18 protein-coding genes are annotated in these 24136 nt (G+C 71.7%); 2 read left to right on the top strand and 16 right to left on the bottom strand.

The features are described 5' to 3' along the window. From EAD89_RS17040 to EAD89_RS17000, 9 genes are all read right to left on the bottom strand, one after another. The coding region (locus EAD89_RS17040) for an endo-1,4-beta-xylanase (RefSeq protein ID WP_147458821.1) at window positions 1–1070 on the bottom strand (1070 nt) is incomplete at its 3' end. Window positions 1071–1103: 33 nt separating this feature from the next. Next, the gene (locus tag EAD89_RS17035) at window positions 1104–2417 is read right to left on the bottom strand and encodes a PHB depolymerase family esterase (RefSeq protein ID WP_121676434.1); all 1314 of its coding nucleotides are present in this window, start codon (window positions 2415–2417) and stop codon (window positions 1104–1106) included. A gap of 244 nt (window positions 2418–2661) precedes the next feature. After that, window positions 2662–4746, bottom strand: coding sequence for an alpha-glucuronidase (locus tag EAD89_RS17030; protein ID WP_121676433.1), 2085 nt, complete (start codon window positions 4744–4746; stop codon window positions 2662–2664). After that, the gene (locus EAD89_RS17025) at window positions 4743–6776 is read right to left on the bottom strand and encodes a beta-galactosidase (RefSeq protein ID WP_121676432.1); all 2034 of its coding nucleotides are present in this window, start codon (window positions 6774–6776) and stop codon (window positions 4743–4745) included. Before EAD89_RS17025 ends, EAD89_RS17030 begins: the two co-directional genes overlap by 4 nt. Next, window positions 6773–7456: a DUF624 domain-containing protein gene (locus EAD89_RS17020; RefSeq protein ID WP_121676431.1), complete on the bottom strand. Its 684-nt coding sequence runs from the start codon at window positions 7454–7456 to the stop codon at window positions 6773–6775. Before EAD89_RS17020 ends, EAD89_RS17025 begins: the two co-directional genes overlap by 4 nt. Continuing rightward, window positions 7453–8994 (bottom strand): xylan 1,4-beta-xylosidase, encoded by a 1542-nt coding sequence (locus EAD89_RS17015; protein WP_121676430.1) that lies wholly within the window; start codon window positions 8992–8994, stop codon window positions 7453–7455. The genes EAD89_RS17020 and EAD89_RS17015 overlap by 4 nt, the downstream gene beginning before the upstream one ends. Window positions 8995–9109: 115 nt before the next feature. Further along, complete coding sequence (locus EAD89_RS17010) at window positions 9110–10747, bottom strand: extracellular solute-binding protein (protein WP_121676429.1); 1638 nt, start codon at window positions 10745–10747, stop codon at window positions 9110–9112. Between the two features lie 52 nt (window positions 10748–10799). Further along, window positions 10800–11663: a carbohydrate ABC transporter permease gene (locus EAD89_RS17005; protein ID WP_233578767.1), complete on the bottom strand. Its 864-nt coding sequence runs from the start codon at window positions 11661–11663 to the stop codon at window positions 10800–10802. A 41-nt stretch (window positions 11664–11704) separates the two neighbouring features. Beyond that, on the bottom strand, window positions 11705–12700 hold the full coding sequence (locus EAD89_RS17000; RefSeq protein ID WP_121676428.1) for a sugar ABC transporter permease: 996 nt from the start codon (window positions 12698–12700) through the stop codon (window positions 11705–11707). 244 nt (window positions 12701–12944) lie between these two features. Between EAD89_RS17000 and EAD89_RS16995 the strand changes: the two genes are divergently transcribed. Together EAD89_RS16995 and EAD89_RS16990 are read left to right on the top strand one after the other, a co-directional pair. Further along, complete coding sequence (locus tag EAD89_RS16995) at window positions 12945–13982, top strand: LacI family DNA-binding transcriptional regulator (RefSeq protein WP_121676427.1); 1038 nt, start codon at window positions 12945–12947, stop codon at window positions 13980–13982. Between the two features lie 16 nt (window positions 13983–13998). Further along, window positions 13999–14991, top strand: a complete 993-nt coding sequence (locus tag EAD89_RS16990; RefSeq protein WP_121676426.1) for an acetylxylan esterase — start codon at window positions 13999–14001, stop codon at window positions 14989–14991. Window positions 14992–15074: 83 nt separating this feature from the next. On the opposite strand, the gene EAD89_RS16985 is transcribed toward EAD89_RS16990, so the two are convergent. The 7 genes from EAD89_RS16985 to EAD89_RS16955 all read right to left on the bottom strand — a co-directional run bounded on the left by EAD89_RS16985 (window position 15075) and on the right by EAD89_RS16955 (window position 24119). Then, window positions 15075–16223 (bottom strand): acyl-CoA dehydrogenase family protein, encoded by a 1149-nt coding sequence (locus EAD89_RS16985; protein ID WP_121676425.1) that lies wholly within the window; start codon window positions 16221–16223, stop codon window positions 15075–15077. Window positions 16224–16233: 10 nt separating this feature from the next. Then, on the bottom strand, window positions 16234–19029 hold the full coding sequence (locus EAD89_RS16980) for a LuxR family transcriptional regulator (protein ID WP_121676424.1): 2796 nt from the start codon (window positions 19027–19029) through the stop codon (window positions 16234–16236). A 66-nt stretch (window positions 19030–19095) separates the two neighbouring features. After that, the gene (locus EAD89_RS16975) at window positions 19096–19707 is read right to left on the bottom strand and encodes a TetR/AcrR family transcriptional regulator (protein ID WP_121655556.1); all 612 of its coding nucleotides are present in this window, start codon (window positions 19705–19707) and stop codon (window positions 19096–19098) included. 85 nt (window positions 19708–19792) lie between these two features. Next, window positions 19793–20560 (bottom strand): SDR family oxidoreductase, encoded by a 768-nt coding sequence (locus EAD89_RS16970; protein ID WP_199723469.1) that lies wholly within the window; start codon window positions 20558–20560, stop codon window positions 19793–19795. Window positions 20561–20759: 199 nt separating this feature from the next. Beyond that, window positions 20760–22046 (bottom strand): ABC transporter substrate-binding protein, encoded by a 1287-nt coding sequence (locus EAD89_RS16965; RefSeq protein ID WP_121655558.1) that lies wholly within the window; start codon window positions 22044–22046, stop codon window positions 20760–20762. An 85-nt stretch (window positions 22047–22131) separates the two neighbouring features. Beyond that, window positions 22132–23244 (bottom strand): branched-chain amino acid ABC transporter permease, encoded by a 1113-nt coding sequence (locus tag EAD89_RS16960; RefSeq protein ID WP_121676423.1) that lies wholly within the window; start codon window positions 23242–23244, stop codon window positions 22132–22134. Beyond that, a complete protein-coding gene (locus tag EAD89_RS16955) occupies window positions 23241–24119 on the bottom strand; it encodes a branched-chain amino acid ABC transporter permease (RefSeq protein WP_121655560.1) in 879 nt (292 codons plus the stop codon). Before EAD89_RS16955 ends, EAD89_RS16960 begins: the two co-directional genes overlap by 4 nt. Window positions 24120–24136: the final 17 nt, after the last annotated feature.

Below are 24136 nucleotides of genomic sequence, written 5' to 3'. Positions count from 1 at the left end.
TTCCGGATCCGGACCCTGATCCGCGTGGGCGGCGGGGTGGTCGGCGGCGGGGTCGACCCGTTGTTCAGCGCGGCGAGGACCGCGTCGTACGCCGGCTTCTTGGCACCGCTGCTGGTGAACAGCAGCGGGGTCTGCGACGCCCGCCACGAGTCGCTGTCCCGGATGCCCCAGACGGTGATGCCGTTGCAGCGGGCCACGGCGAGACAGTCCTGCACCACATTGCGGTACGTGGTGGCCGAGGCCCCCTCGATGTCCAGCTCGGTGATCTGCACGTCGACGCCGAGCGCCGCGAAGCTGGACAGCGTGGTGCGGTAGTTGGCGGGGTACGGCGAGCCGCTGTTGAAGTGCGACTGCAAGCCGACGCAGTCGATGGGTACGCCACGCTGCTTGAAGTCGCGCACCATCGTGTACACGGCCTGGGTCTTGGCGTGCGACCAGTCGTCGGTGTTGTAGTCGTTGTAGCAGAGCTTCGCGCCCGGGTCGGCGGCGCGGGCGGCCCGGAAAGCCGCCTCGATCCAGTCGTTGCCGGTCCGCTGGAGGTTGGAGTCACGCCGGGCGCCGGAGCCGCCGTCGGCGAACGCCTCGTTCACCACGTCCCACGCCACGACCTGACCCCGGAAATGCGTCGCCACCTGCGTGACATGGTTGAGCATCGCCTCGCGCAGCGCGGTGCCGCTCATGTTCTGCATCCAGCCCGGCTGCTGCGAGTGCCAGGCCAGGGTGTGACCACGCACCTGCATCCCGCGACTGCGCGCGTGGTTGACGATCTGGTCCGCGGCACCGTAACTGAACTGGCCCTGCTGCGGCTCGGTGGCGTCGATCTTCATCTCGTTCTCGGGCGTCACCGAGTTGAACTCGCGGTTCAGGATCGTGGTGTAGGCGCTGTCGCTCAGCTTGTTGGCGGCCACCGCGGTGCCGAAGTACCGGCCCTGTTCGGCGGCGGAGGCGCCGAGTGTGGTGCCGGCGGTGGCGGGACCGGCCAGGGCCATCGCCATGCCGGCGGCGAGGGCGCTCACCCCGGTCACCGCGAGGGCGGCTCTCGATACCGCCTTCCAGTGCGCGTTTCTCATCGTGCGACTCCAATCGATGGTGGTGTCGGCGGGTCAGGCCACCGAGCAGGCGATGCCGTTCAGGGCGAAGGAGGAGGGTGCACCGGTGCCGCCCTCGTGGGTGGCCTGGAAGCCAATGCTGACCGAGGCGTTCGGGGCAATGGCGGCGTTGTAGGAGACGTTGCGGGCGGTCACCGCGCCGCTCGTCGTGGCGTACTGCGCGTTCCAACCGCTGGTGATGCGTTGGCCGGCGGGCAGGGTGAACGTCAGCGTCCAGCCGTTCACCGCCGTGGCACCGGTGTTGGTGATGGTCACGCTCGCGGTGAGGCCGGTGTTCCAGGCGTTGACCGCGTACCCGACCCGGCAACCACCGTTCGTCGGCGGCGGAGTCGTCGGGGGCGGCGTGGTCGGCGGCCGAGTGGTCGGGGGCGGGGTCGTCGGAGGCGGGGTTGCGCCGTCCAGCCCGAAGAAGCGGATCACCTGTGCGGCGTCGACCGGCAGGTTGTGTGACACGCCCTGCATGCTGATCGCCTCGACCGGTGCCGTCGGGCCGCTGCTCCCGTAGCGGGTACGGGTGTAGCCGGACTGCGGCGTGTCGGTGTACGTCGGGGTCTGGCTCAGCCCGTGCACGTTGGTCCACTGCTTGACCTGCTCGCCGAAGTTCGGGTAGCGCAGCGTCTCGTCGTTCGTGCCGTGCCAGATCTGCATCCGTGGGCGGCGGCCGGTGTAGCCGGGGTGGGCCTCCCGGACCAGGTCCCCCCACTGCTGCGGCGTTCTGATGAGCTGACCGTTCGCGCACTCGCTGTTCCACTCCGAGCCGCCCCCGGTGGCGAAGCAGCCGAACGGCACCCCGGCGAAGGACGCACCCGCCGCGAAGACGTCCGGGTAGTCGCCCAGCATGACGTTCGTCATCATGGCCCCGGACGAGGTTCCGGTGGCGAAGATCCGCGCGGGGTCGGCGGAGTACCGCTGCCGCACGTAGTCGACCATCGACATGAGCCCGACGGGGTCGCTGCCGCCGCCGCGGCGCAGCGCCTGCGGCGAGGACACGTCCCAGCACAGGCTGCTGCGGGTCACCGACGGGTAGATCACGATGAACCCGTACCGGTCGGCGAGGGACGCGTACTGCGTGCCGGAGTGGTACGCGGGACCCGATCCGGTGCAGTAGTGCAGCGCGAGCAGGACCGCCGGCCGGGCGGCCACCCGGTCCGGGACGTACAGGTGCATCTGGAGGTTGGTGGGGTTGTTGCCGAAGCCGGTCACCTGCGTCAGCGTCGCGGCCGACGCCGGCGCGGCGAACGTCAACGCGGCGGCGGCCAGCGTCACCATCGCCAGGACGGCGCCAGCCACTCTTGTCTTCAGTGTCATCGTTCGCGATTCCTCGGGGAGAATGGCGCATGGAAGGGGAGTAAGTCGAGGACTGCCCTTCGCCCGACCCTGACCGCGGCTCGCGTGACCATGCCAGCTTCAATCGAGGCACCTCGATTGTCAAGACTTCCGGAAACCTTCCGCGCCCAGCATCGGGCTGCGACCAGCGCATCGACGGAGGTCGACCGGACCGTCCGCGCGGCTCGCCGGGCGAGTTATCGGGACACTTCCGGAATCGGCCTGGTCAGTAGATGCGACGCCCGCGCACGTCCGGCACGCCGGACTTGCGGAAGAAGTAACTGTTGATCTGATCCCGCCACTCGGTGGCGCTGCGTACCTGCTCGTCGAGGCGCTGCTCCACCCGCGCGTACACGGCGGGATCGATCAACCCCTTCAGCGTCCGCCACCGTTCCCGCATCGCCACCACCTCCTCGACGCCCGCGAAATGGGTGTCGTAGATGTGCTGGATGACCGTGGAACCGTTGTTCAGGACGTGCCCGTACGGGACATGGTGGAAGAAGAGCAGCAGCTCGTCCGGACACCGCTCGGGCGACTCGTACACCTGGGCCCAGTACGGCGGGTACTGACCGGCGAAGCCGGTGCCCGACGCGCGGCTGCGGTCCACACCGACGCCGTCGCGATCCGCGAAGTGGTACGTGCCCCACCGGCTGTACTCGTATCCGTCCACGTCCGGGCCGTAGTGGTCACCGGGATGAACCATGAAGCCGACACCCAGCGGGGCGGTGTACCGCTCGTAGGTACGCCAGGAATCGTCCATGATGTCGTGCAGCGTCCGCCCGACCAGCTCCGGGTCGGCCATCGCCGACGACGGAAAGGTCAGCGCGATCCACTCGTCGAGGACCGCACGGGGATCCAGCCGGGGATCCCAGGCGAGCCGGCCGACGGTGTACAGGTTCGCCTGCGCCAGCGGGTGCCCGGTCCAGAAGAGGTCGTCGCCCACGTTGGCGACGGCGACCAGGCCACCGCCCGTCCCCGCGTCCCCCGCGACGACGTCGGCGACCGTTCGCCCGCCGTGACCCCACGGCGCGAACCGCAACACCTCGCTCCACCACGGCCCGAGGTGGCAGACGTGTCGCTGCTGGCCGGTGTACTCCTGGGTGACCTGCACCTCGACCGCCAGCCGGGTGGCCGGCATCGCGGCGAGCACCGGGGAGACCGGTTCGCGTACCTGGAAGTCCACCGGACCGAACTTCACCTGCAGGACCACGTTGTCGCGGAACCGCCCGTCGAGCGGGACGAAATGGTCGTACGCGGCCCGCGCCCGGTCCGTGGACCGGTCCCGCCAGTCCTGGTGATGGTTGTAGACGAATGCCCGCCAGTGCACCACTCCCCCGTGCGGCGCGAGGGCGTCGGCGAGCAGGTTCGCACCGTCGGCGTGGTCACGCCCGTAGGTGAACGGGCCCGGTTGTCCCTCCGAGTCGGCCTTCACCACGTAGCCGCCGAAGTCCGGGATGCGCTCGTACACCTGCCGGGTCGTCACGGCCCACCAGGCCCGCACCGCCTCGTCCACGGGGTCGGCGGTCGGCAGGCCGCCGAGGACCACCGGTGCGGCGAAGCTGACCGACAGGTGCACCCGGATGCCGTACGGGCGCAGCACGTCCGCGATCTCCGCCACGTCGCCGAGTCGGGTGGTGAGCAGCCGGGCCTCCGTGGGGCCGACGTTGACGTTGTTCACCGAGATCGCGTTGATCCCGCAGGCGGCCAGCAGCCGCGCGTACTCCCGGACCCGGGCCAGGTCACCGCGCGGCCGGCCGTCCCGCCAGAAGATCGAGCCGCCGGCGTACCCTCGCTCCACCTGGCCCATCACCGGGTGCACGGCCACGTGGTCCCAGTGGTTCAGCATCCGCCGGCGCAGCGCGGGCCGGTGTCGTTCGGCCGGGCGGGTGGTGTCGAACGCCGCCGCGCCGAGCCGGACCAGGTGGAACAGCCCGTACAGCAGGCCGGCGGGCGCGTCGGCCAGCACGGCGGTCACGTCGCCCGCCCGGGCCAGCACGAACTCCTCGCTCCCGAGCAGCGCGCCGGTGCCCGCGTTCGCGAGCGCGGCCTCCCCCGCTGCCCGCGCTGCCTCCACTGCCGTGCTCGGCAGCTCGGCGGCGCCGCGGAGCGCGAGCACCAGATCGGCGTCCACGTCCCAGGACGGGGAATGCCACACCCGCCCGCCGTACCGCGCGCAGGCGCGGGCGACCTCGTCGAGGACGGTGTCGACGAGCATCCCGTCGCCGTGCACCAGCACGCGGCGCGACCCGAGCGCCCGGAACGCCTCCGGCGGCAGCCAGGCGGCGTGCACCCGCGCCTGCTCGGCGCTCACTGATCCTCCCGCAGCACCACGACCCCGTACGCCGGCAGCCGCAGCGGCCACCCGGTCTCCGCCCGGTCACCGGTGAGCAGGTCGACGCCGCCGGTCCGGGCGGTGACCTCGACCGGCTCGGCGCGGTGGTTGAGCAGGAACAGCAGCCGCGTCCCGTCCGGCGCGACCCGGACGGCGGACTCCAGGTCCGGCACGTCCGGGTAGGGCCCGAGCAGGTCGTGTCGGGCCAGCACCTGCCGGACCACCCAGGCGACTCCGGCCTGGTCCAGCCCGGCGGCGACGTACCAGCCGTGCCCGTCGCCGTGGGCGTTGCGGGTGACCGCCGGGGTGCCGGCGTAGAAGTCGGCCTGGTACGTGCCGAGCACCTCCGCGCCCTGCGGGATCACCAGCTCGAAGAGCAGCCGCGCCTCGACGTCGAACTGATCGGCGCCGATGCCGAGCCGGACCGGGTTGACCACCTCCGGGCCGCGGGCGTCCCACTCGTCGATTCGGATCCCCATCAGCTGCCCGAGCGGGCCCGGCACGTCCGTCAGGAAGGCCTGGTCGTTCTCGTCCACCCGACCCGACAGGTACGTGGTCAGCACCGAGCCGCCGCGCGCGGCCACCGCCTCCAGGCGCTCCGGCAGGTCCCCCTTGAGCATGTGCAGGGTCGGCGCGACGACCACGTCGTAGCCGGACAGGTCGGCGGTCACCGCGACCACGTCCAGGTCGACCCCGGCCTCCCAGAGCGCCCGGTGGTACGCCAGCACCACCTGCTGGTACCGGACCAACCGGGACGGGCCGTCGGAGATCTCCAACGCCCACCAGCTGTCCCAGTCGAACAGCAGCGCCACCCGGGCCGGCGTCCGCGCGCCCAGCGACGCCCGGCCGAGCCGGACCAGCTCCGCCCCCAGCTCGGCGACCTCCCGGAAGACCCGGGTGTCGGCGCGGCCGGCGTGGCCGATGACCGCGCCGTGGTACTTCTCGCTGGCCCCCCGGGACGCGCGTAGCTGGAAGAAGAGCACCGCGTCCGCGCCGTGCGCCACCGCCTGCCAGCTCCACAGCCGCATCAGGCCGGGCCGTTTCAGCGGGTTGACGTCCCGGCAGGCGGTGACGCTCGGGGTCTGTTCCATCAGCCAGAACGGTTGGCCGTCCTTGAGGCCGCGCGTCAGGTCGTGGGTCAACGCCATCCGGGCCGCCGACCCGTCGTCCGGCGGGTAGTTGTCCCAGGAGACGAAGTCCAGGTGCGGGGCCCAGCGGTGGTAGTCGATCGGCCGGTACATGCCCATGAAGTTGGTGGTCACCGGCAGGTCCGGGCTGGACTCCCGGATGGCGGCCTTCTCGTCCCGGAAGTTGGTCAGCATGGCGTCGGAGGAGAACCGCAGGTAGTCCAGGGTGATGCCCTGGAAGGCCGTGTGGTCCGGTCCGCGCCAGTGCTCGGTCAGCGCCGACGGCGGCTCGATCTGCTCCCAGTCACTGAAGGTGTGCGACCAGAAGGTGGTGTACCAGGCCGCGTTCAGCGCGTCGAGGGTGCCGTAGCGGTGACGCAGCCAGTCGCGGAACCCGGCCGCGCAGAGTTCGCAGTAGCAGGCGCCTCCGTACTCGTTACCGACGTGCCACGCGACGACCGCCGGGTTGTCGGCGTAGCGGCTCGCGACCCGGCGGGCGAGTTCGGCGGAGAGCCGGCGGAACACCGGAGAGCTGGGACACGAGTTGTGTCGTTGCCCGAACCGGTGCCGGCGGCCCTCGAAGTCGGTGCGGGTCACCTCCGGGTACGCCTTCGCCAGCCACGGCGGGTGGGCGGCCGTGCCGGTCGCCAGGCAGATGCCGCGCCCCTCGGCGCCGGCCCGCTCCACGATCCGGTCCAGCAGGGAGAAGTCGTACACGTCCTCGGCCGGCTGGGTGAGCGCCCAGTCGAAGACGCCCACCGTGACCAGGTCGATGCGCGCGGCGTCGAAGAGCCGGTAGTCCTGCTTCCACACGTCCTCGGGCCACTGTTCCGGGTTGTAGTCGCCGCCGAACGGCACCTTGGCGGTGACGGGCAGGCTCATGCGGTGAACTCCTTCCGGATCAGGTGGATCATCGGGTCGCCGGTGCGCAGGAACGCCAGGACCACGACCGAGCCGAACAGCACCAGCACCGCCTCGGAGAAGACCGCGGTGATCCCGGCCGCCGCCGCCAGCAGCAGGGCGTTGCCGACGGTGACACCGGGCGTACGCACCAGGAAGTGCACGGCCAGCCGGAGCACGTCCCGGGTGCGGAAGTCGAACAGCGAGGTGATCACCAACGCGTTGGCGGCGCAGAGGACCACCCCCACGCCGACCAGGACCAGCGGCGCCGCCCACCAACCCGGGACGGCCGCCGCGTCGAGGTGGGCGAGGTTCACGGCGAGCACGGTCAGCCACGCCAGCATCGGCACCCAGACCCGCAGCACACCGGACAGGTTGGCCCGGTAGCCACGCCAGAAGACGGCCGCGGGCCGCAGATCCGTCACGTCGGCACGCTGGCGGCGCAGGGCGTAGAGGGCCGCGGAGACCGCCGGACCGACCGGCACCAGCAGGACCGCGGCCAGCGGCAGATTGCTCGGGTCCCGGCTCAGCAGGAGCAGCGGGAGCAGGCCGGGCAGGGTGGTGAGCAGGAACAGCAGCTCGACCACGAGCAGGGTGTAGACGCGGGCGGCGGCGCGCGACAGAGGACCGTCGCCGAACTGTCGCCAGGTGTGCGCGCTCACGGCTGCTCCTTCGGATCGTCCCCGGCCGGCAGGCCGAGCAGTCGGTCGTCGTCCCACCACGGCGGGGTCTCGTCCACCACCGGGCTCAGCTCCAGGAGGGTGACCTCGTGCCGGGCGAGGGTGAGGTCCACCTCGACCCGCCCGGCGGCGACCGGCAGGGCCCGGTGGGTACGGGCCGGCTCGGCGGCCTCCCGCAGGGCGTCGAGTTGCCGGGCGCGGGGCGAGCGGGGCCGCCCCATCTCGGCCCAGGCCGCCCACGCGTTGCCCGCCTCCTCGTTCACCGCCGAGCGGAGCAGGAACGCCGACGTCGTACCGGGTGGGCCGAGCGGGATCGACAGGGCCAGCGGATGCCGCTCGGGCACCGGTGACCGGCCGGTGACGTCCACCGGGGCCCAGGCCAGCACCGCGATCCGCCCGTCGGGGTGCCGGGTGACCAGGTGGTCGTCGCCGCGCGCCAGCACCTCGTCGCCGAGGCGCGCCATGAAGGCGTACAGGTGGTAGGTCGGTTTCTTGATCTGGCGGTGGGTGAGCAGACCGAACCCGCCGTGGAACAGCGCGGTCGGCACCCCGACCTCCTCGAACATGTCGCTGAAGGTCCAGTACGAGAAGGAGTCGACCAGGTCGCCGCCGGCGGCCAGCACGGGCGCGAGGTACGCCGCGTGGAACGCCGTGTCGTGGATCGGGTTGTCCGGTCGGTAGGAGGAGTTGAACTCGGTGATGTGCACCGGCAACTCCGCCAACGCGGTGCCGGCCAGGTGCCGGCGCGGTGCGGCGAACTGGGTCAGCAGGTCCGCCGCCGGGGCGAGGGTCTGGTGGGTGCCGAACGGCACGTGCTGGGCGGGCCCCGAGGTGTACGCGTGCCGGCTGACGAAGTCGACCGGCACCTGGCGATCGGCGACGAACTCGGCGAAGGGCAGCAGCCACTCGTCCGCCCCGGGCGAGATCGCCGGCCCACCGACCTGGAGGGCCGCGTCGACCTCCTTGACCGCGTGCGCGCTCACCTCGTACAGGCGGTGGTACGCGTCGCGGTCGGCGCCCTGCCAGAAGGCCGTCAGGTTGGGCTCGTTCCACACCTCGATCGGCCAGCCGCGTACCTCGTCGACGCCGTACCGGTCGACCAGGTGGGCGACCGTGGCGCGGACCAGGTCCGCCCACTGGGTCAGAGACCGGGGCGGAGTGACGTTGCCCCGCCACCAGAACACCGTCTGATCGCCGGAGGCCAGGCCCGAGGGCATGAACCCCAGCTCGACGAACGGCCGGACACCGAGGTCGAGGTAGGCGTCGACGACCTGGTCGACGTAGGTGAACGAGTGGTGCACCCGGCGCTCACCCCGGTGGTCGTACGGGCGGTGCACGCCGACGCCGTCGCTGAGCAGCCCGTGCCCGCGGATGTGGCGGAAACCGATGTCGCGTTGGATGAGTGCCAGCGAGTCCTGGTAGTCGCGCCGCAGGGCCAACTCGAAGCGGCCGGTGCCGACGCAGCGCCGCCAGGCGTCGGTGAGGCGGCCGGTGGGCTGGTCGGGAACGGTGATGCGCATTGCTGTCCTCTGGTCGTCCTACCCGGGGCCGGGCGGGTCGGGTTCGCCGCGCCGGCCAGGGCCGGAAGGGTCCGGTCGGGCCGCGGTTGCGCCGCCCGACCGGACCTCCCGCTGATCAGCCGTTGTTCTTCTGGAACCGTTCGTACGCCTTGTTGACCAGGTCGATGTACTGCTCGGAGTTCTTGGCCTTCAGCTCGCCCACGTACGCGTCCCACTCGGTGAGGGGCCGCTGACCGAGGGCGAACTTCAGCGTGTTCTGGGCGACGAAGTCCTTCAACGGGGTCTCCCAGAGCGACACCTGCTCGCGCTCCTCGTCGGTCAACGGGGCGGGCGGGGACACCGCCCTCGGGGTGCGGGCGTCCATCACCTTCTGGAACTCCAGCTCCTCGGGGGAGAAGAACCCTCGGACCAGGTCGGGGTTGCCGCCGTAGGCGAAGACGCCGTTCTGGAAACCGAAGTCCTTCTGCAGGTGCTTGGGCGCCTTCGGGTTGAGGCCGAGGAAGTCGACGCCGGGGTTGAGCGTGCGCTTGCCGGACGCGTCCTTGGTGAAGGTGGTGCCCTCGACGCCCCAGCGGGCGAACTCCAGGCCGGCGTCGGAATACCAGAGCCAGTCGATGAACTGCATCATGGCCACGAAGTTCTTGCTCTCCCGCGCCTTCGAGGAGATCATGATGCCGTTCTCCAACCGGGGGAAGGGATTGATCTCACCGGCCGGTCCTACCGGCAGCGGGATCTTGGTCATCTTCGCGTTCGGCAGGGTCTTGGCCAGGTCGGGCCGGTGGTTGTTGACCAGGGTCTGCGCGTTGCCGGTGACCACGAAGGACTTGCCGTTGGCGAGCTTCTGGCGTGCCTGGTCGTCGGTCTGGGTGAAGCTCTCCGGGTCGAGCAGGCCCTCGGCGACGAGCTTGTGCAGGTACGTGAGCATCTGCTTGTACTGCTCGGACGCCCCGGTGTAGATGAACTTCTTCGCCGCCGGGTCCCAGGTGGCGTGCTGGTAGTCCCACCCCGCCTGGGTGCCGTACGACGCGCCGAGGATGTTCAGCAGGGCGCCCGTCGGCGTGGGCTTACTGAAGAGGTCGGAGTACGGGTAGACGTTCGGGTACTTCGCCTTCATCGCCTTGAGCACGGTGTACAGCTCGTCCCAGGTCTTCGGGACCGACAGGTTCAGCTCCTGGAGAATGTCGGAGCGCACCAGCACCGTGTAGTCCTGGGTGGGCTTCTCGTGGAGCCCGGGCAGCAGGTAGAACTTGCCGTCGGACTGCCGCAGGTTGTCGATCTCCGGCTTGAGGTTCCACTTCGTGAGCTTGTCCTTGAAGTTGGGCATCAGATCGAGGTAGTCGCTCACCGGAAGGATCGCCCCGGAGGAGACGAACGCGTTCTCCTGCGGGTGGTACGTCTTCGGAATGATCAGCGGGGCGTCCCCGGCGCCGATCAGCAGGCTGCGCTTCTGCTCGTAGTCACTCAGCGGAACAGCGACCGGTTCGATCTTGACGTTGGTTCGCTTGGTGAGTTCGGACCAGAACAGCCAGTCGTCCTTGAGGGGGTAGAACGTGTGGTTGTTGTAGAGGGTGGAGAAGGAGAGCGCCTCGGTGGCCTTGAACTGGTCGCCGACGCCGTAGTCGGCCATCGCGCCGGCCCGGTTCTCCGACAGGTCCGTGGAGTCGGAGGGGTCCTCGGAACAGGCGGTGCCCAGGCTGAGCGCGAGCAGACCCGCGCTGGCCAGTGCCACGCGGCGCCACGTCTTGCGGAACATGGCTCGTCCTTTCGGTGGTGGGTTGGGGGTGGAGGGTGCGGGTTGGCCGGCGTCATCCCTTGACCGCGCCGAGCATCACGCCCGAGACGAAGTACCGCTGGACGAAGGGGTAGACGGCCAGGATGGGCAGGGTGGTGAGCACGATCGTCACGGCCTGGAAGGTGGCCGCCGCCTGGACCTTGTCGGCGTCGGCGGCTGCCGACTCGGCGCTGGTGGCGCCGGCGATGAGGTTGCGCAGGTAAACGGTGACCGGGAGCAGGTCCTGCCGGTCGAAGTAGAGGAACGCGGTGAACCACGAGTTCCAGAAGGAGACCGCGTAGAAGAGCACCATCGTGGCGATGATCGCCTTCGACAACGGCAGCACGATCCGCAGCAGGATGCCGTAGGTGTTCAGCCCGTCGACCGCCGCCGCCTCCTCCAACTCGGTCGGCAGGCTCTCGAAGAACGCCTTCATGACCAGCAGGTTGAACACGCTGATGGCGTTGGGGATCACCACGGCCCAGATGGTGTTCTTCATGCCCAGACTGGTGACCAGCACATAGTTGGGGATCAGACCGCCGGAGAAGAACATGGTGAACAGCGCGACCCCGACCAGGAGGCCCCGCCCCTTGAGCTGCGGCTTCGACAGCACGTACGCGTAACACGTGGTCAGCACGATCGAGATGAGCGTGGCCACCACCGTGTACACCACGGTGTTGCGGTAGTTCGTCCAGAACATCGCGTCGGACATCACCAGCTTGTAGCCGGTCACGTCGAAGCCACGCGGGACGAGGGTCACCTTCCCGGCGATGATGTACGCCTCGTCGCTGAGCGAGCGGGCCACGATGTTGAGGAACGGGTACAGCGTCACGATCACGACGCCGATCAGGACGATCGTGTTGACGATCCGGAAGATCCGGTAGCCGCGGCTGTCCACCGGCCCGCGCGTCCTGGGCGCGTCTCGTCTGGTGCCGAGGGTCACCACAGGCTCGTCCCCACCGTACGGCGGGAGATGAGGTTCGCCGACAGGACCAGGACCAGCCCGATCACCGCCTCGAAGAGACCGATGGCGGCGGCGTAGCTGAAGTTGCTGGACTGGAAGCCCATCCGGAACAGGTAGGTGGAGATCACGTCCGCGGTCGGGTAGGTCAGCGGGTTGTAGAGCAGCAGGATCTTCTCGAACCCGACCGCCATGAAGCTGCCGATGTTGAGGATCAGCAGGGTCACCATCGTCGGTCGGATGCCGGGCAACGTCACGTGCCAGGTCTGCCGCAGCCGGCTGGCGCCGTCGATCCGGGCGGCCTGGTACAGATCCTCGTCGATGGTGGTGAGGGCCGCGAGGTAGAGGATCGTGCCCCAGCCGACGGTCTGCCAGACCTCGGACGAGACGTAGATGGTGCGGAACCACTCCGGATGTTGCAGGAACGCCACCGGGTCGCCGCCGAACAGCCGGACGAGTTGGTTGGCCGTGCCGTCGACCGAGGTGAACTGCATGACCATCGCCGCCACGATCACGATCGACAGGAAGTGCGGCAGGTAGGACACGGACTGGACGAACCGCTTGAACCGACGGGCACGCACCTCGTTGAGCAGCAGCGCCAGCACGATCGGCAGCGGGAAGCAGAACAGCAGGGTCAACGCACCGATCACCAGGGTGTTGGTGAACGCTTCCCAGAACGTCGGGTCGGTGAAGAACATCCGGAAGTACCGCAACCCCACCCAGTACTCACCGAAGATGCTGCCGCCCGGCTTGAAGCGCCGGAACGCGATGATGTTCCCGATCATCGGCAGATACCGGAAGACCAGGAAGAACAGCAGCGGCAGCACGGCCAGCGAGTAGAGCTGCCAGTCCCGGCGCCACGCCTGCCGCCAGCTCCGTCGACGGCGCGGCGCGAGCGGGGCGCGGACGGTGGTCTCCGCCGGTGCGACGTCGCCGGACGACGCGCCGCTGTCGACCGACACCGGACCTCTCATGCCAGACCCCTTCAGCTCGGGCCACATCCGCGTCCGCGCGGGGACCGGTTGCATGGCGAGCGGTACGCGACCCGAAACTTTCCGGAAACCTGCGCAACCTTTTCGGCAACCTAAGTGCGTCATCGATGTGTGTCAAGGGCTCCAACTCGACCCATGTCAATCCCTTTCTGCGCTCAGCCCCGGATGGCGGGAACACCCGATCGTGTTAAGGTCTCCGAAACTTTCGGATGCTGCCGAGGCTGCGATGACAGAGCACCGCCCGCTCGACCCACCCGCCTCCACCACCATCGCGACGATCGCCAACGACGTCGGCGTCTCGGTCGCCACGGTCTCCAAGGTCCTCAATGGCCGTACAGACGTCGCGCCCGGCACCCGGGCCCGGGTCGAGGCCAGCCTCGACCGCCACCGGTACCAGCGCCGGGGCAGGAAGCCGTCGTCCGGCGACGGTCGCATCGATCTCGTGTTCCACGAGTTCGACGCCGGATGGGCCATGGAGATCCTGCGCGGCGTCGAGGCGGTCGCCAGCGAAGCGGGCGTCCGGCTCGCCGTCTCCCAGCTCGGTGGCGCGCACCGCCCGCCGGCACGGTGGCTGGACGCGCTGCTCGCCGACCGACCGCTGGGCCTGCTGTTCGTCCTCTGCCACCTGGCCGAGGCCCAGCAACAGCAGCTGCGGCGTCAGGGGATCCCCTTCGTCGTCGTCGACACCGACAGCGCGACCTCGGCCTCGGTGCCCACCGTCGGATCGAACAACTGGAACGGCGGCCTGCTCGCCACCCGGCACCTGCTGGAGCTGGGGCACCGACGGATCGCGCTCATCTCCGGGCCACCCGACGTGCTCTGCAGCCGGGCCCGGGCCGCCGGCTTCCAGTCCGCCCACGACGAGGCCGGCGTCGCGGTCGACCGCGAGCTGGTCCGCTACGGCAGCTTCTCCGCGACCGCCGGCCACGACCACGGCCTGCAGTTGCTGCGCCGGCCGGATCGCCCGACCGCCGTCTTCGCCGGCTCGGACATCCAGGCCATGGGGGTGCTGCGGGCCGCCCGGCAGTGCGGCCTACGGGTCCCCGAGGACCTGTCGGTGATCGGGTACGACAACCTGCCGCTCGCCGCCTGGACGGACCCCGCCCTGACCACGATCAACCAGCCGTTGCACGACATGGCCGGCATCGCCACCCAGATGCTGCTCGGGCTGGCGCGGGGCGTCGAGCCGGCGACGAGCCGGATCGACCTGGTGACCGAACTGGTCGTACGCGAGAGCACCGCACCCCCCGCCCACCTGCCCTGACGCCCTGCGAGGACCCGTGCCCCACCTCGACCCGTCCCTCGACCAGCTGAAGCGGTACGCGCCCACCGTCGTCGAACCCGACGACTTCGACCGGTTCTGGCGCGACACCCTCGCCGCCGCGGCCGACCGGCCGGTGCTCGTCGAGGTCCGTCCGGAACCCACCGACCTGCGGTTGGTCGACTCCTGGGACGTGACGTTCGCCGGCTTCGACGGCGACCCGGTGCGGGCCTGGTACACCCGCCCGGCGGGGGTGCCGACGCCGCTGCCGACCGTGGTCGAGTACGCCGGCTACGGGCGCGGCCGCGGCCTGCCGCACGAACGGCTGACCTGGCCGGTCGCCGGATACGCGCACCTGCTGATGGACAACCGGGGCCAGGCGGGGCAGTACGCCGCCGGTGACACCCCGGATCGGCAGGGGGCTCCCGGCGGTCCGTGGCCGGCGACGTGGGGAATCCTGGACCCGCGCGACTACCACTACCGCCGCCTGATCACCGACGCGGTCCGGGCCGTCGACGCGGCCCGGGCACTTCCGGGCGTCGACGCGAGTCGGATCGCCGTGGTCGGCAACAGCCAGGGTGGCGGCCTCGCCCTCGCGGTGGCCGGTCTCGCCGGCGATCTCGCGGCGCTGGTGACCACGGCGCCGTTCCTCTGCGACGTCCAGCGGGCCATCGGACTGACCGACGCCGCGCCGTACGGGGAGATCGCCCGGTACCTGGCGGTGCACCGCGAGGCCGAGGAGGCGGCCCGACGCACCCTGTCCTATGTCGACGGGGTGTCCTTCGCGCGGCGGGCGACGGCGCCGGCGCACTTCGGGATCGGCCTGCGGGACACCGTCTGCCCGCCGAGCACCGGCTTCGCCGCCTACAACCAGTACGGCTGCGCGACCGGCCGACCGCTCCCGCCCGAGCGCGAGATGCACGTCTACCCGTTCAACGGCCACGAGGGCGGGGAGGCCGTCCACGTCCGCCGTCAGCTGCGCTGGCTCGGCACGGTGCTCGGCCGGGACTGACACGCTGATCGTCTGACCGGCAGCCCGGACGTGTCACTCAGCCCGGACGCGGCACGCCGGGCCGGCGAGAGGCCGGACGAGGGCTAGAAGGCGTTGACTCCGGTGAGCGCCCGCCCGATGAGGAGCTCCTGGATCTGGCTGGTGCCCTCGTAGAGGGTGGCGACCCGGGCATCACGGAGGTACTTGCCGACCGGGTACTCGTCGATGTAGCCGTACCCCCCGAACACCTGGACCGCGTTGTTGGCCGCCCGGACGGCGGCCTCGCTCGCGAACAGCTTGGCCATCGACGCCTCGGTCGCGAACGGCTGGCCGCGGTCGATCAGGTCGGCCACCTGCCACACCAGGAGCCGGGCCGCGGCGGTGTCCACCGCGATGCTGGCGAGCAGCTGCTGGACGAGCTGGTGGCCGGCGATCGGCTTGCCGAACTGGGTCCGCTGCCCGGCGTAGCCGACCGCCGCGTCCAGGCAGCCCTGGGCGATGCCGACGCAACCGGCGGCGACCGACATCCGGCCCTTGGCGAGGGTGGCCAACGCCAGACGGAAGCCGCTGCCCTCGGCGCCGAGGCGGGCCGCGTCGGGCACCCGTACCTCGTCGAAGCGCAACTCACCGGTGGCCTGGCCGCGCAGGCCGAGCTTGCCGTGGATCTCCCGCCGGGTCAGCCCCGAGCTCCCGGTGGGCACCAGGAAAGCGGTGATGCCCCGGTGCCCCGGGCCACCGGTGCGGGCGAAGACCAACGCGACGTCGGCGGTGGTGCCGTTGGTGATGAACGTCTTCGTGCCGGTGAGCAGCCAGTCGGTGCCGTCGCGCACCGCGCGCGTGCGCAGGGCGGCCGCGTCCGAGCCGCTGTCCGGCTCGGTCAGCGCGAAGCAGCCGAGCGCGGCCCCGGAGCAGAGCCGGGGCAGCCACTCGGCCCGCTGCGCGGCCGACCCGTGTGCGGCGATCGACTTGGCGACCAGGCCGAGCGTGACGGACACGATGCCGCGCACGGCCGAGTCTCCCCGGCCGAGTTCCTCCAGGACCAGGCAGTACGCGAGGTGGTCGCCCTCGGAGCCGCCGTCGGACTCGGCGATGGTGAGCCCCAGGAAGCCCAGGTCGCCGAGCATGCCGACGACGGCCGGATCGACCGACTCGCGGCGGTCCCAGGCGGCCGCGTGCGGCACCAGTTCCCGGTCGACGAACTCGGCGGCGAGCTGGCGGACCGCCGCCTGCTCGGCGGAGAGGGTGAGCTCCATGACCCTTAAACTAGCGGTGATAGTTTACGTCGTCCAGGGCGGACGGTGCCCGGCCGGCGAACGCGCGGACCAGCTCGGTACGGGACCGGATGCCGAGCCGGTGGAACACGTTGCGCAGGTGATGGTCCACCGTGCGGGTGGACAGGAACATCCGGGCGGCGATCTCCCGGTTGGTGGCGCCCTCCGCGACCAGCTCGGCGATCCGTAGCTGCTGACCGGTCAACAGCCGTGCCGCCGGCAGGTCGGGCGGACCCACCGACTCGCCGGCCGCCCGCAGCTCCGCGGTGGCCTGCTCGGCCCAGCAGCTCGCCCCGAGCAGGGTGAACGTCTCGCGGGCCCGGTGCAGGTGTGCGCGGGCGTCACGCGGACGCCTGCTGCGGCGCAGCTCCTGACCGAAGAGCAACTCGGTGCGTGCCCGCTCGAACGTGCCGGCCTCCATCGGGTGCAGCCGCAGCGCCGTCCGGAACTCCCGCTCGGCCTCGGCGCTCCCCCGGGGCGCGAGCAGCGCGTGACACCGGGCGGAGAGCGCCCGGCGCAACGGGCTCGCCGTGCTGCTGGCCCATCGGTCGAAGACGGCGAGCGCGGCCGTCGCCGCCGGCCGGTGCGCCAGGTGGGCGGCCGCCTCCACCAGGTACGGCGTGGCCATCACCTGCACGAGAACCTGTCCCCGGCCGGTACCGAGACGGGCCAGGGACGCCAGTCGGGCCGCCGCCTCGGCGTGCCGTCCGTCGACCAGGTCGAGCACCGCCAGCGCCCACCCGGCGAACGCGTGTGGCCGGCTGCCCGGCGTCGGCGCCTCGCCGATCTCCCGGATCCGCCGCAGACTGGTGTCCCGGTCGGCCCGGACGGCGGCCAGCACGGCGAGCATGCCCAGGTGGACGTTGGCGCAGTTGACCTGGCCGGTGGCGCGGGCGACGCGCAGGCCCTCGCGGGACGTCTCCGCCGCCGCGTCGTGCCGGCCCAACCAGTACTCCGCGACGGCCCGCAGCTCCAGCGCCCGGGACAGCATGGACAGTTCGCCCCGGTCGCGGGCCAGCCCGACGGCGCGCTCGGCGAGCCGGTGCGCCGCGCCGTCCACGGCGACCACCAGGCCGGCCGCCGCCGCGCAGGTGAGCGCGGTCGGGGTCAGCGCCGGCCCGGTCAACCGGCCGCCCAGCACGACGGCACGTCGCAGCGCGGGGCCGGCCCGCTCATGGTCGCCTCGCAGGGTGGCCGCCACCCCGGCGACCAGGGAACTCGTCAACTCGGTCGCCGGCGGGTCGTTCGGGCGCCGCAACGCCCGTGCCCGGCGCCCGACCTCGGCGTACCGGTACTGGTCGCCGGCGAAGCAGACCGCCTCGCCGGCCCGCGCCAGCGCGGCCAACGCGAGAGCGCGGTCGGTGCCGGCCACCGCCCCGGCGGCGGACAGCAGGGTGGCCGACGCGACCGGGGCGGCGTCACACCGCAGCTCCAACTCGCCGCGCAGCAGATCGGCGTGACCGGCGAAGGTTCCGTCCGCGGGGATGGCGCGGAGGCGGTCGAGCAGCAGCCGGGCCTGACCGGGTTGGCCCGCGGTCCAGGCGTACCGGGCGGCGGCCAGCAGGCGGGCGGCCGCTCGGGCCGGCTGGTCGCTGAGTTCGGCGGCCCGGCACAGCGCCGCGGAGGCGGCGGCCCAGCCGCCCTCCCCACCGGCCGCCGCTTGTTCCAGCTCGGTGGCGAGAGCCGGGTCGGCACCCGTCGTCGCGGCGGCGAGGTGCATCGCCCGGCGCAGCCGGTGCCCGTCCGGGTCGAGCACGCTCGCGAGCAGCCGGTGCGCCGCGCGGCGCTCCGCCAGCGGCGCGCCGGCCGCGACCATCGCACGGGCCAGCGGCTGGGGGAACGTGACGCCCCTTGGCTCGACGCGGACCAGGCCGGCGACCTCCGCCGGGGCGAGCGCCTCGACCGTGGCGCCGGCGACCGACGCCGCCCGGATCAGGGTGGCCGGCTGCCCGTCCTCGTCGAGCGCGGCGAGCAGCAGCATCCGTCGGGTGTCCCGCGGCAACCGGTCCAGCCGGGCCCGGTAGGCGCGGCCCAGCGCGCCGTCGGCCGGTGGCGCGCACGGCAGCGGCTCCTCCCCCCGCCCCTGCCCGGGGGTGAGCACCGCGGCGAGGTCCACCAGTGCCTGCGGGTTGCCGCCGCCGACCGCGGCGAGCGCTGCCACCACCGGCGCGGCGGGTCGCTCGGCCAACCGGTCGGTGAGGACGGCGGCACTCTCCCGTTCGTTCAGGGGTCCGAGCCGGTGCGCCGGTATCCCGTCGACCGTGGCGGTGGCGTCGGCGGTGAGCAGGACGGCGACCGGCAGGTGCCGGAGCCGGCGGGCCACGAAGGCCAGCACCCGGGCGGTCTGCCGGTCCCCCCGGTCGACGTCGTCCATGGTGGCGAGCAGCGGGCGGTCCCGTGCGGCGGCGGCGAGCAGCCCGAGCACGGCCATCGACAGTGCCAGCTGGCGGTCGGCCGGGCAGCCCTCTCCGTCCAGCGCGCGCCGCAGCAGGCGCCACTGGTGCTCGGGCAGGGCGGTGGCCCGGTCGAGCAGCGGATCGAGCAGGCGTTGCAGGCCGGCGTACGGTAGCGCGGCCTCCTCGGCCAGGCCGGTCGCGGCCAGCACGGCGCAGCGCTCGGCGTACCGGTGGGCGTAGCCGACCAGCGCGGTCCGGCCCGACCCCGGCTCGCCGTGCAACAGCAGGGCGCCACCGCCGTCGGTCATCCCGTCGAGCAGGCTCCGGACAGCCCGGCACTCGTCGTTGCGGCCGCGCAGCACGGTTATTTGCACTCGTGATGCAGTAACCATGCATTCAGTGTCACCTATTGGTAACCGGATGGAAAGAGGTGGGCGACACCGTGCCGAGGGCCGGCGTCAGCCGGCCGTCACCTCGGCCAGCAGGGCGCCCACCGTACGCGCCATGACCCCGCGGGCCTGGTCCACACCCAGCTCCAGGCCGTCGCGCAACATCGACCAGGCCGGCCACATGCTGGCCGCCACCAGGGCGTTGAGCACCTGCTCCCGCCCCTGGCCGGCCTGCGCCAGCTCGGCGGCGAAGAGCTGCTCGACCTCGTCCCGGACCCGGTCGATGTGCTTGAGGCGATTGCGGTGCAACTGGTCGGAGACCGGCTCGCGCATCTGCGCGGCCCGCGCCGACGGCGCGATGAGCTGAAGCAGCCGGGCCCGTTGCCGGCAATACGCGTCGATCCGCTTCGCCAGCGGCAACCCGGTCGAGATCGGCCGGTAGGCCGCGTCCTGCTGACGGAGCACCTCCGCGCCGCTCGCCTCGAAGAGGGTCTCCATGTCCTTGAAGTTGGTCCAGAGGGTCCGCAGCGAGATGCCGGCCCGCTCGGCGATGCGCTCCCCGGTCGGCCGAAGGTCACCCTCGGAGATGAGCGCGAGGTGCGCCTCGACGATGGCCACACGGGTGCGCTCGGCCCGGGCGGTCCGCCCGTCGACCCGGCCCGCCACCTCGACCCCGTCCATCCGTCCCCGCCCCTTCACCGACATGACGTCCCCCGACGCACCGCCGAGTCTAGACAAACGGTGATCATCTGTACCCGTGTGGCCGTCATCCGGCGCGGCCGGTCAGCGTGACGCCGCCGTCGCAGACGAGGGTCTGCCCGGTGATCCAGGCCGCGTCGGCGCAGGCCAGGAAGGCGACCGCGCCGGCCACGTCCTGCGGCAGGCCGAGCCGTCCGAGTGGGTATCGCGCGGCGACCTCGTCCTCCCGGCCCTCGTACAGCGCGGCGGCGAAGCGGGTCTTCACCACGCCGGGGGCGACCGCGTTGACCCGGACGGTCGGCCCCAGCTCCGCGGCGAGGCTGGCGGTGAGGTGGTTGAGCGCGGCCTTGCTCACCCCGTAGAACGCGATGCCGGGCGACGGGCCGAGACCGGCGATGGACGAGACGTTGACCACGCAGCCCCCCCGGTCGGTCATGCCGGCGGCACACACCTCCTGCACCCAGCCGAGCGCCGCGACCAGGTTGACGTCGAGGATCTTGCGCGCCGCTCCCAGGTCCAGCCCGATCAGCGGACCGTGCACGGGGTTGATGCCGGTGTTGTTGACCAGGATGTCCACCGGACCGAACGCGGCGGTGACCTCTCCGACCGCCGCGGCCCGATGCTCGGCGTCGTCGGCACGGCCGGGCACCGCCACGGCGTACGCCGGGCCGCCGAGGGCGGCGACCGCCTCGGCCAGTGCCTCCGGGCGCCGGGCGGTCAGACCCACCCGCGCGCCCTCGGCCACCAAGCGCTGGGCGATGGCCAGACCGATCCCCCGACTCGCGCCGGTGACGATGGCGACCCGGCCCACGAGCCGACCTGAATCTGCATTCACGGTGCAGATACTAGGAGCAGCGATCGGTGTCGGTCAACGTCGGGGCAGCAACGTCGGCTCTCGGGCAGCCCCGCACCGGCCGACCGGCGGCCGGCAGCCGATCAGGTGCGGACACGGCGGCGGGCAGCCGTACGACCGGGCGTGGTCACGGCGGTGTGCCGCGCGACCACGCCCGGTCGACTGCCGGGCGTACGGGTGGTCAGGAGACGGTCGGCACCCCGTTCGCCGGCGGCGCCACCGGCGCGGCGGAGTACTCGTTGACCGGCCCGTCCGCCTCGTCCGTCTCGTACGCCGGCCCGAAGTAGCTCTGCACTCCCTTGCTCACCCGGCTCAACCGCTGCCCGCCGTAGCCGGAGTGGTCGTCGGCGGAGAAGCGCAGCGGCACCAGCCCGGGGCCCTGGAAGCCGCCCTTCTGCACGGTCTCGAGCACCTTCTCCCGGGTGAGGTCCTTGCCGGCGGCGAGCAGCACCTGCACGAAGAGGTAGCCGACCGACATGCCGTAGACCGTGTTGCCGTCGAACGGCGCGTCTCCGTTGTGCGACTTGTTGATCCTCATGAAGAGCTGGATCCACGGGTTCGCGGTGTCGTTCTGCATGGGCAGGTAGTTGGTGCCGATCACGCCCTCCAGCAGCGGCGCGGCGGCGCCGAGCTGCTTGGCCAGCGTCGGGTGGTCGGCGCCGACGTTGGAGACCAGCCACTGTGGCTTGAAGCCCAGCCGCGCGGCGGTGCCGATGGAGAGCGCGGTGAAGCCGGGCACGGTGGCGAGCATGACGACCTGGCAACCGGCCGCCTTGAACGCGCCGATCTGCGGCGCCACGTTGGTGTTGCTGGTGACGTAGGTCTGCTTGACCGCCACGGTCCCCGGGCCGAGCACCTTCTCCACCCCGGCCAGGCTGTCCCGGCCGAAGTCGTCGTCCTGGCCGAGGAAGCAGACCTTCTGGCCGGCCAGGTTCGCCTTCGCGTAGTTGGCGAGGATCTTGCCCTCGACCGTGTAGTCCGGGTTGAAGCCGAACGTGCCGGGATACTTGTCCGGCTGGTCCCAGCTGCGGCTGCCGGAGGCGACGAAGAGGTCGGGCACCCGGTTGCTCTTGAGGAAGTCGAGCACGCCGGTGTGCGTCGGCGTACCGAGGCCGTTGAGGATGGCGAAGACCTTGTCCTGGAGCACGAGCTGACGGACCACCTGCTGCGTGTTCGCCGGGTTGTAACCGTCGTCCATGATCTTGTAGGTGATCTTCCGACCGTGCACACCGCCGTTGGCGTTGACGTAGTCGAAGTACGCCTTCGTCGCTGGGGCGATCTTGGAGTAGCCGGCCGAGGCCGGGCCGGTGAGCGGCATGTGGGTGCCGACGACGATCTCCGTGTCGGTGACGCCCGGCACCGATCCCCCGCCGGGGCCGGAACCGTCGTCGCCGCTGCAACCGACGGTGGTGATCAGCAGGGCGATGGTGCTGGCGATCGCGAGACCGCGTCGTGCCGTACGGCGCATGGGAAACACCGACCTTTCTCGGTCCGGTTCTCAAATCGAACTTCTGTGGTGGTGGGGCGCCCGGCCGAGGCCGGACCGGAACAGCTCAGGAACGCCGGGCCGGCAACCGGGCCAGCAGCGCCCGACCCAGACGCGACAGCAGACCCTGCACACCGCCGGGAGCGGCGATCATGACGACGATCAGGGTCACTCCGAAGATCGCCAGCGGAAGGTTGCCCTCCAGCCGCTGCGCCACCGCGGGCGAGAGGGTCAGCAACTCGGTCACGGAATGGGTGAGATCGGGCAGGGCGACGAGCAGCACGGCCCCCCACACCGCGCCCGCGAGGCGACCCAGACCGCCGATCACCACGGCCATCAGCAGGAAGAGCGACAGGGTCAGCGAGAACGCGCCCGGCGAGACACTCTGCGCGAGCACCGCGAGCAGGGCACCGCCGAGACCGGCGGTGGCGGCGCTGACCACGAACGCGAGGACCTGGGTACGGGCCACGTGGATACCGGCCAGCCGCGCGGCCACCTCATCGTCGCGGACCGCCCGGAAGGTACGCCCGAAACGACTGCGGATCAGGTTGGCCAGCAGCAACATGGCGAGCAGGGTGGCCGCGCCGGCGAGCCAGAGCTGCCACCGCTCATAGGGGAAGTAGAGGCCGAGCGACGCCGGTGGTGGCTCCACCGGCACCGACAGCCCCTGCTCACCGTTGAAGACGCCGTCGAAGGTGACGGCGAGCGCCGGCACGACGATCGCCACGGCGAGGGTGACCCCGGCCAGATAGGGACCGCGCAGCCGGGCCGCGGCGACGCCGACCACCGCGCCGACCACGACCGTGCTGAGGATCGCCGCGCCGAGCGACAGCGGCAGCAGCCAACCACCGGTCATCCCCCGGTCGGCGAACGCGTTCTGGCAGAAAGCCACGGTGTACGCACCGGTCGCCATCAACGCGCCGTGCCCCAGCGAGAGCTGGCCGTTGAGCCCGGTGAGGACGGTCAGCCCCGCGGTGGCACAGAGGTAGGCGGCCACGGTGGCGAGCTGGAAATTGCGGAACGGCTCGACGGCGTAGCTGACCCCGACTAGCAGCAGCGCGGCGGCCAGCGTGAAGGTCAGGTGGCGCAGCAGGGTGGAGCCGCGTCGCCGGTCGACCGGACGCTCGCCGACGCCGTCCGGCTCCCGCGTCGGCGGCAGTGCCGCCCGGGTGGCGCTCACACCCGCCTCGCAGCGACCGGGGCGAACAACCCGCCGGGCCGGACCAGCAGCACGGCCAGCAGCAGGACCAGCACCGCCAACGGCGTGAGGTCGCTGCCGGCGTAGCCGCTGACGTAGGAGAGCAGCAGACCCACCACGAGGCCGCCGACGACCGCCCCTGGTGGACTGTCCAGGCCGCCGACCACCGCCGCGGTGAACGCCGAGACGAAGACCAGGTCCATGGCGTGCGGGTGCAGGCCGAGCTCGGTGGGGATGACCAGCATGGCGGCCAGCGCGCCCACGCCCGACGCGAGCGCCCACCCGAGGGTCAGCATGCCACCGACGTTGACGCCGAGCAGACGGGAGACCTCGGGGGCGAAGGCCGCCGCGCGCATCCGCAACCCGACCGGGGTACGGGCGAACATCCAGGCCAGCCCGCTGACCACCACCCCGATCGCCGCGAAGACGAACAGGTCGTACGGCGAGAGCACGGCGACCCCGCCCACACTGAGGGCGGACCGGCTGAACGGCGCCTCGGCGGGCCGGAACTCGCTGCCGTACACCATGCCCAGGACAGCCTGGATCAGCAGCACCAGCCCGAGCGCGACGATCACCGGGTTGAGCGGCGACGTGTGGTCCACGAAGCGCATCACGGCACGGTCGACCAGCGCGCCGAGCAGCAGCCCGGCGACGATGGCGACCACGAAGCCCAGCCAGTACGAGCCGGTCTCGGCGGACACGGTGTAGGCGACGTACGCGGCGGCGACGGCCATCGCCCCCTGGGCGAAGTTGACGACCCGCGCCGCCCGCCAGATGAGCACCAGGGCCAGCGCGAACGCGGCGTACACCGCGCCCCGGGACAGGCCGTCGATGGTGAGGAAGACGAAGCGGTCCAACAGTCCTCCTTTCTGGG

This window comes from Micromonospora sp. BL4, assembly GCF_003667505.1.
Lineage (GTDB): Bacteria > Actinomycetota > Actinomycetes > Mycobacteriales > Micromonosporaceae > Micromonospora.
This window is presented reverse-complemented; position numbering and strand designations above follow the sequence as displayed.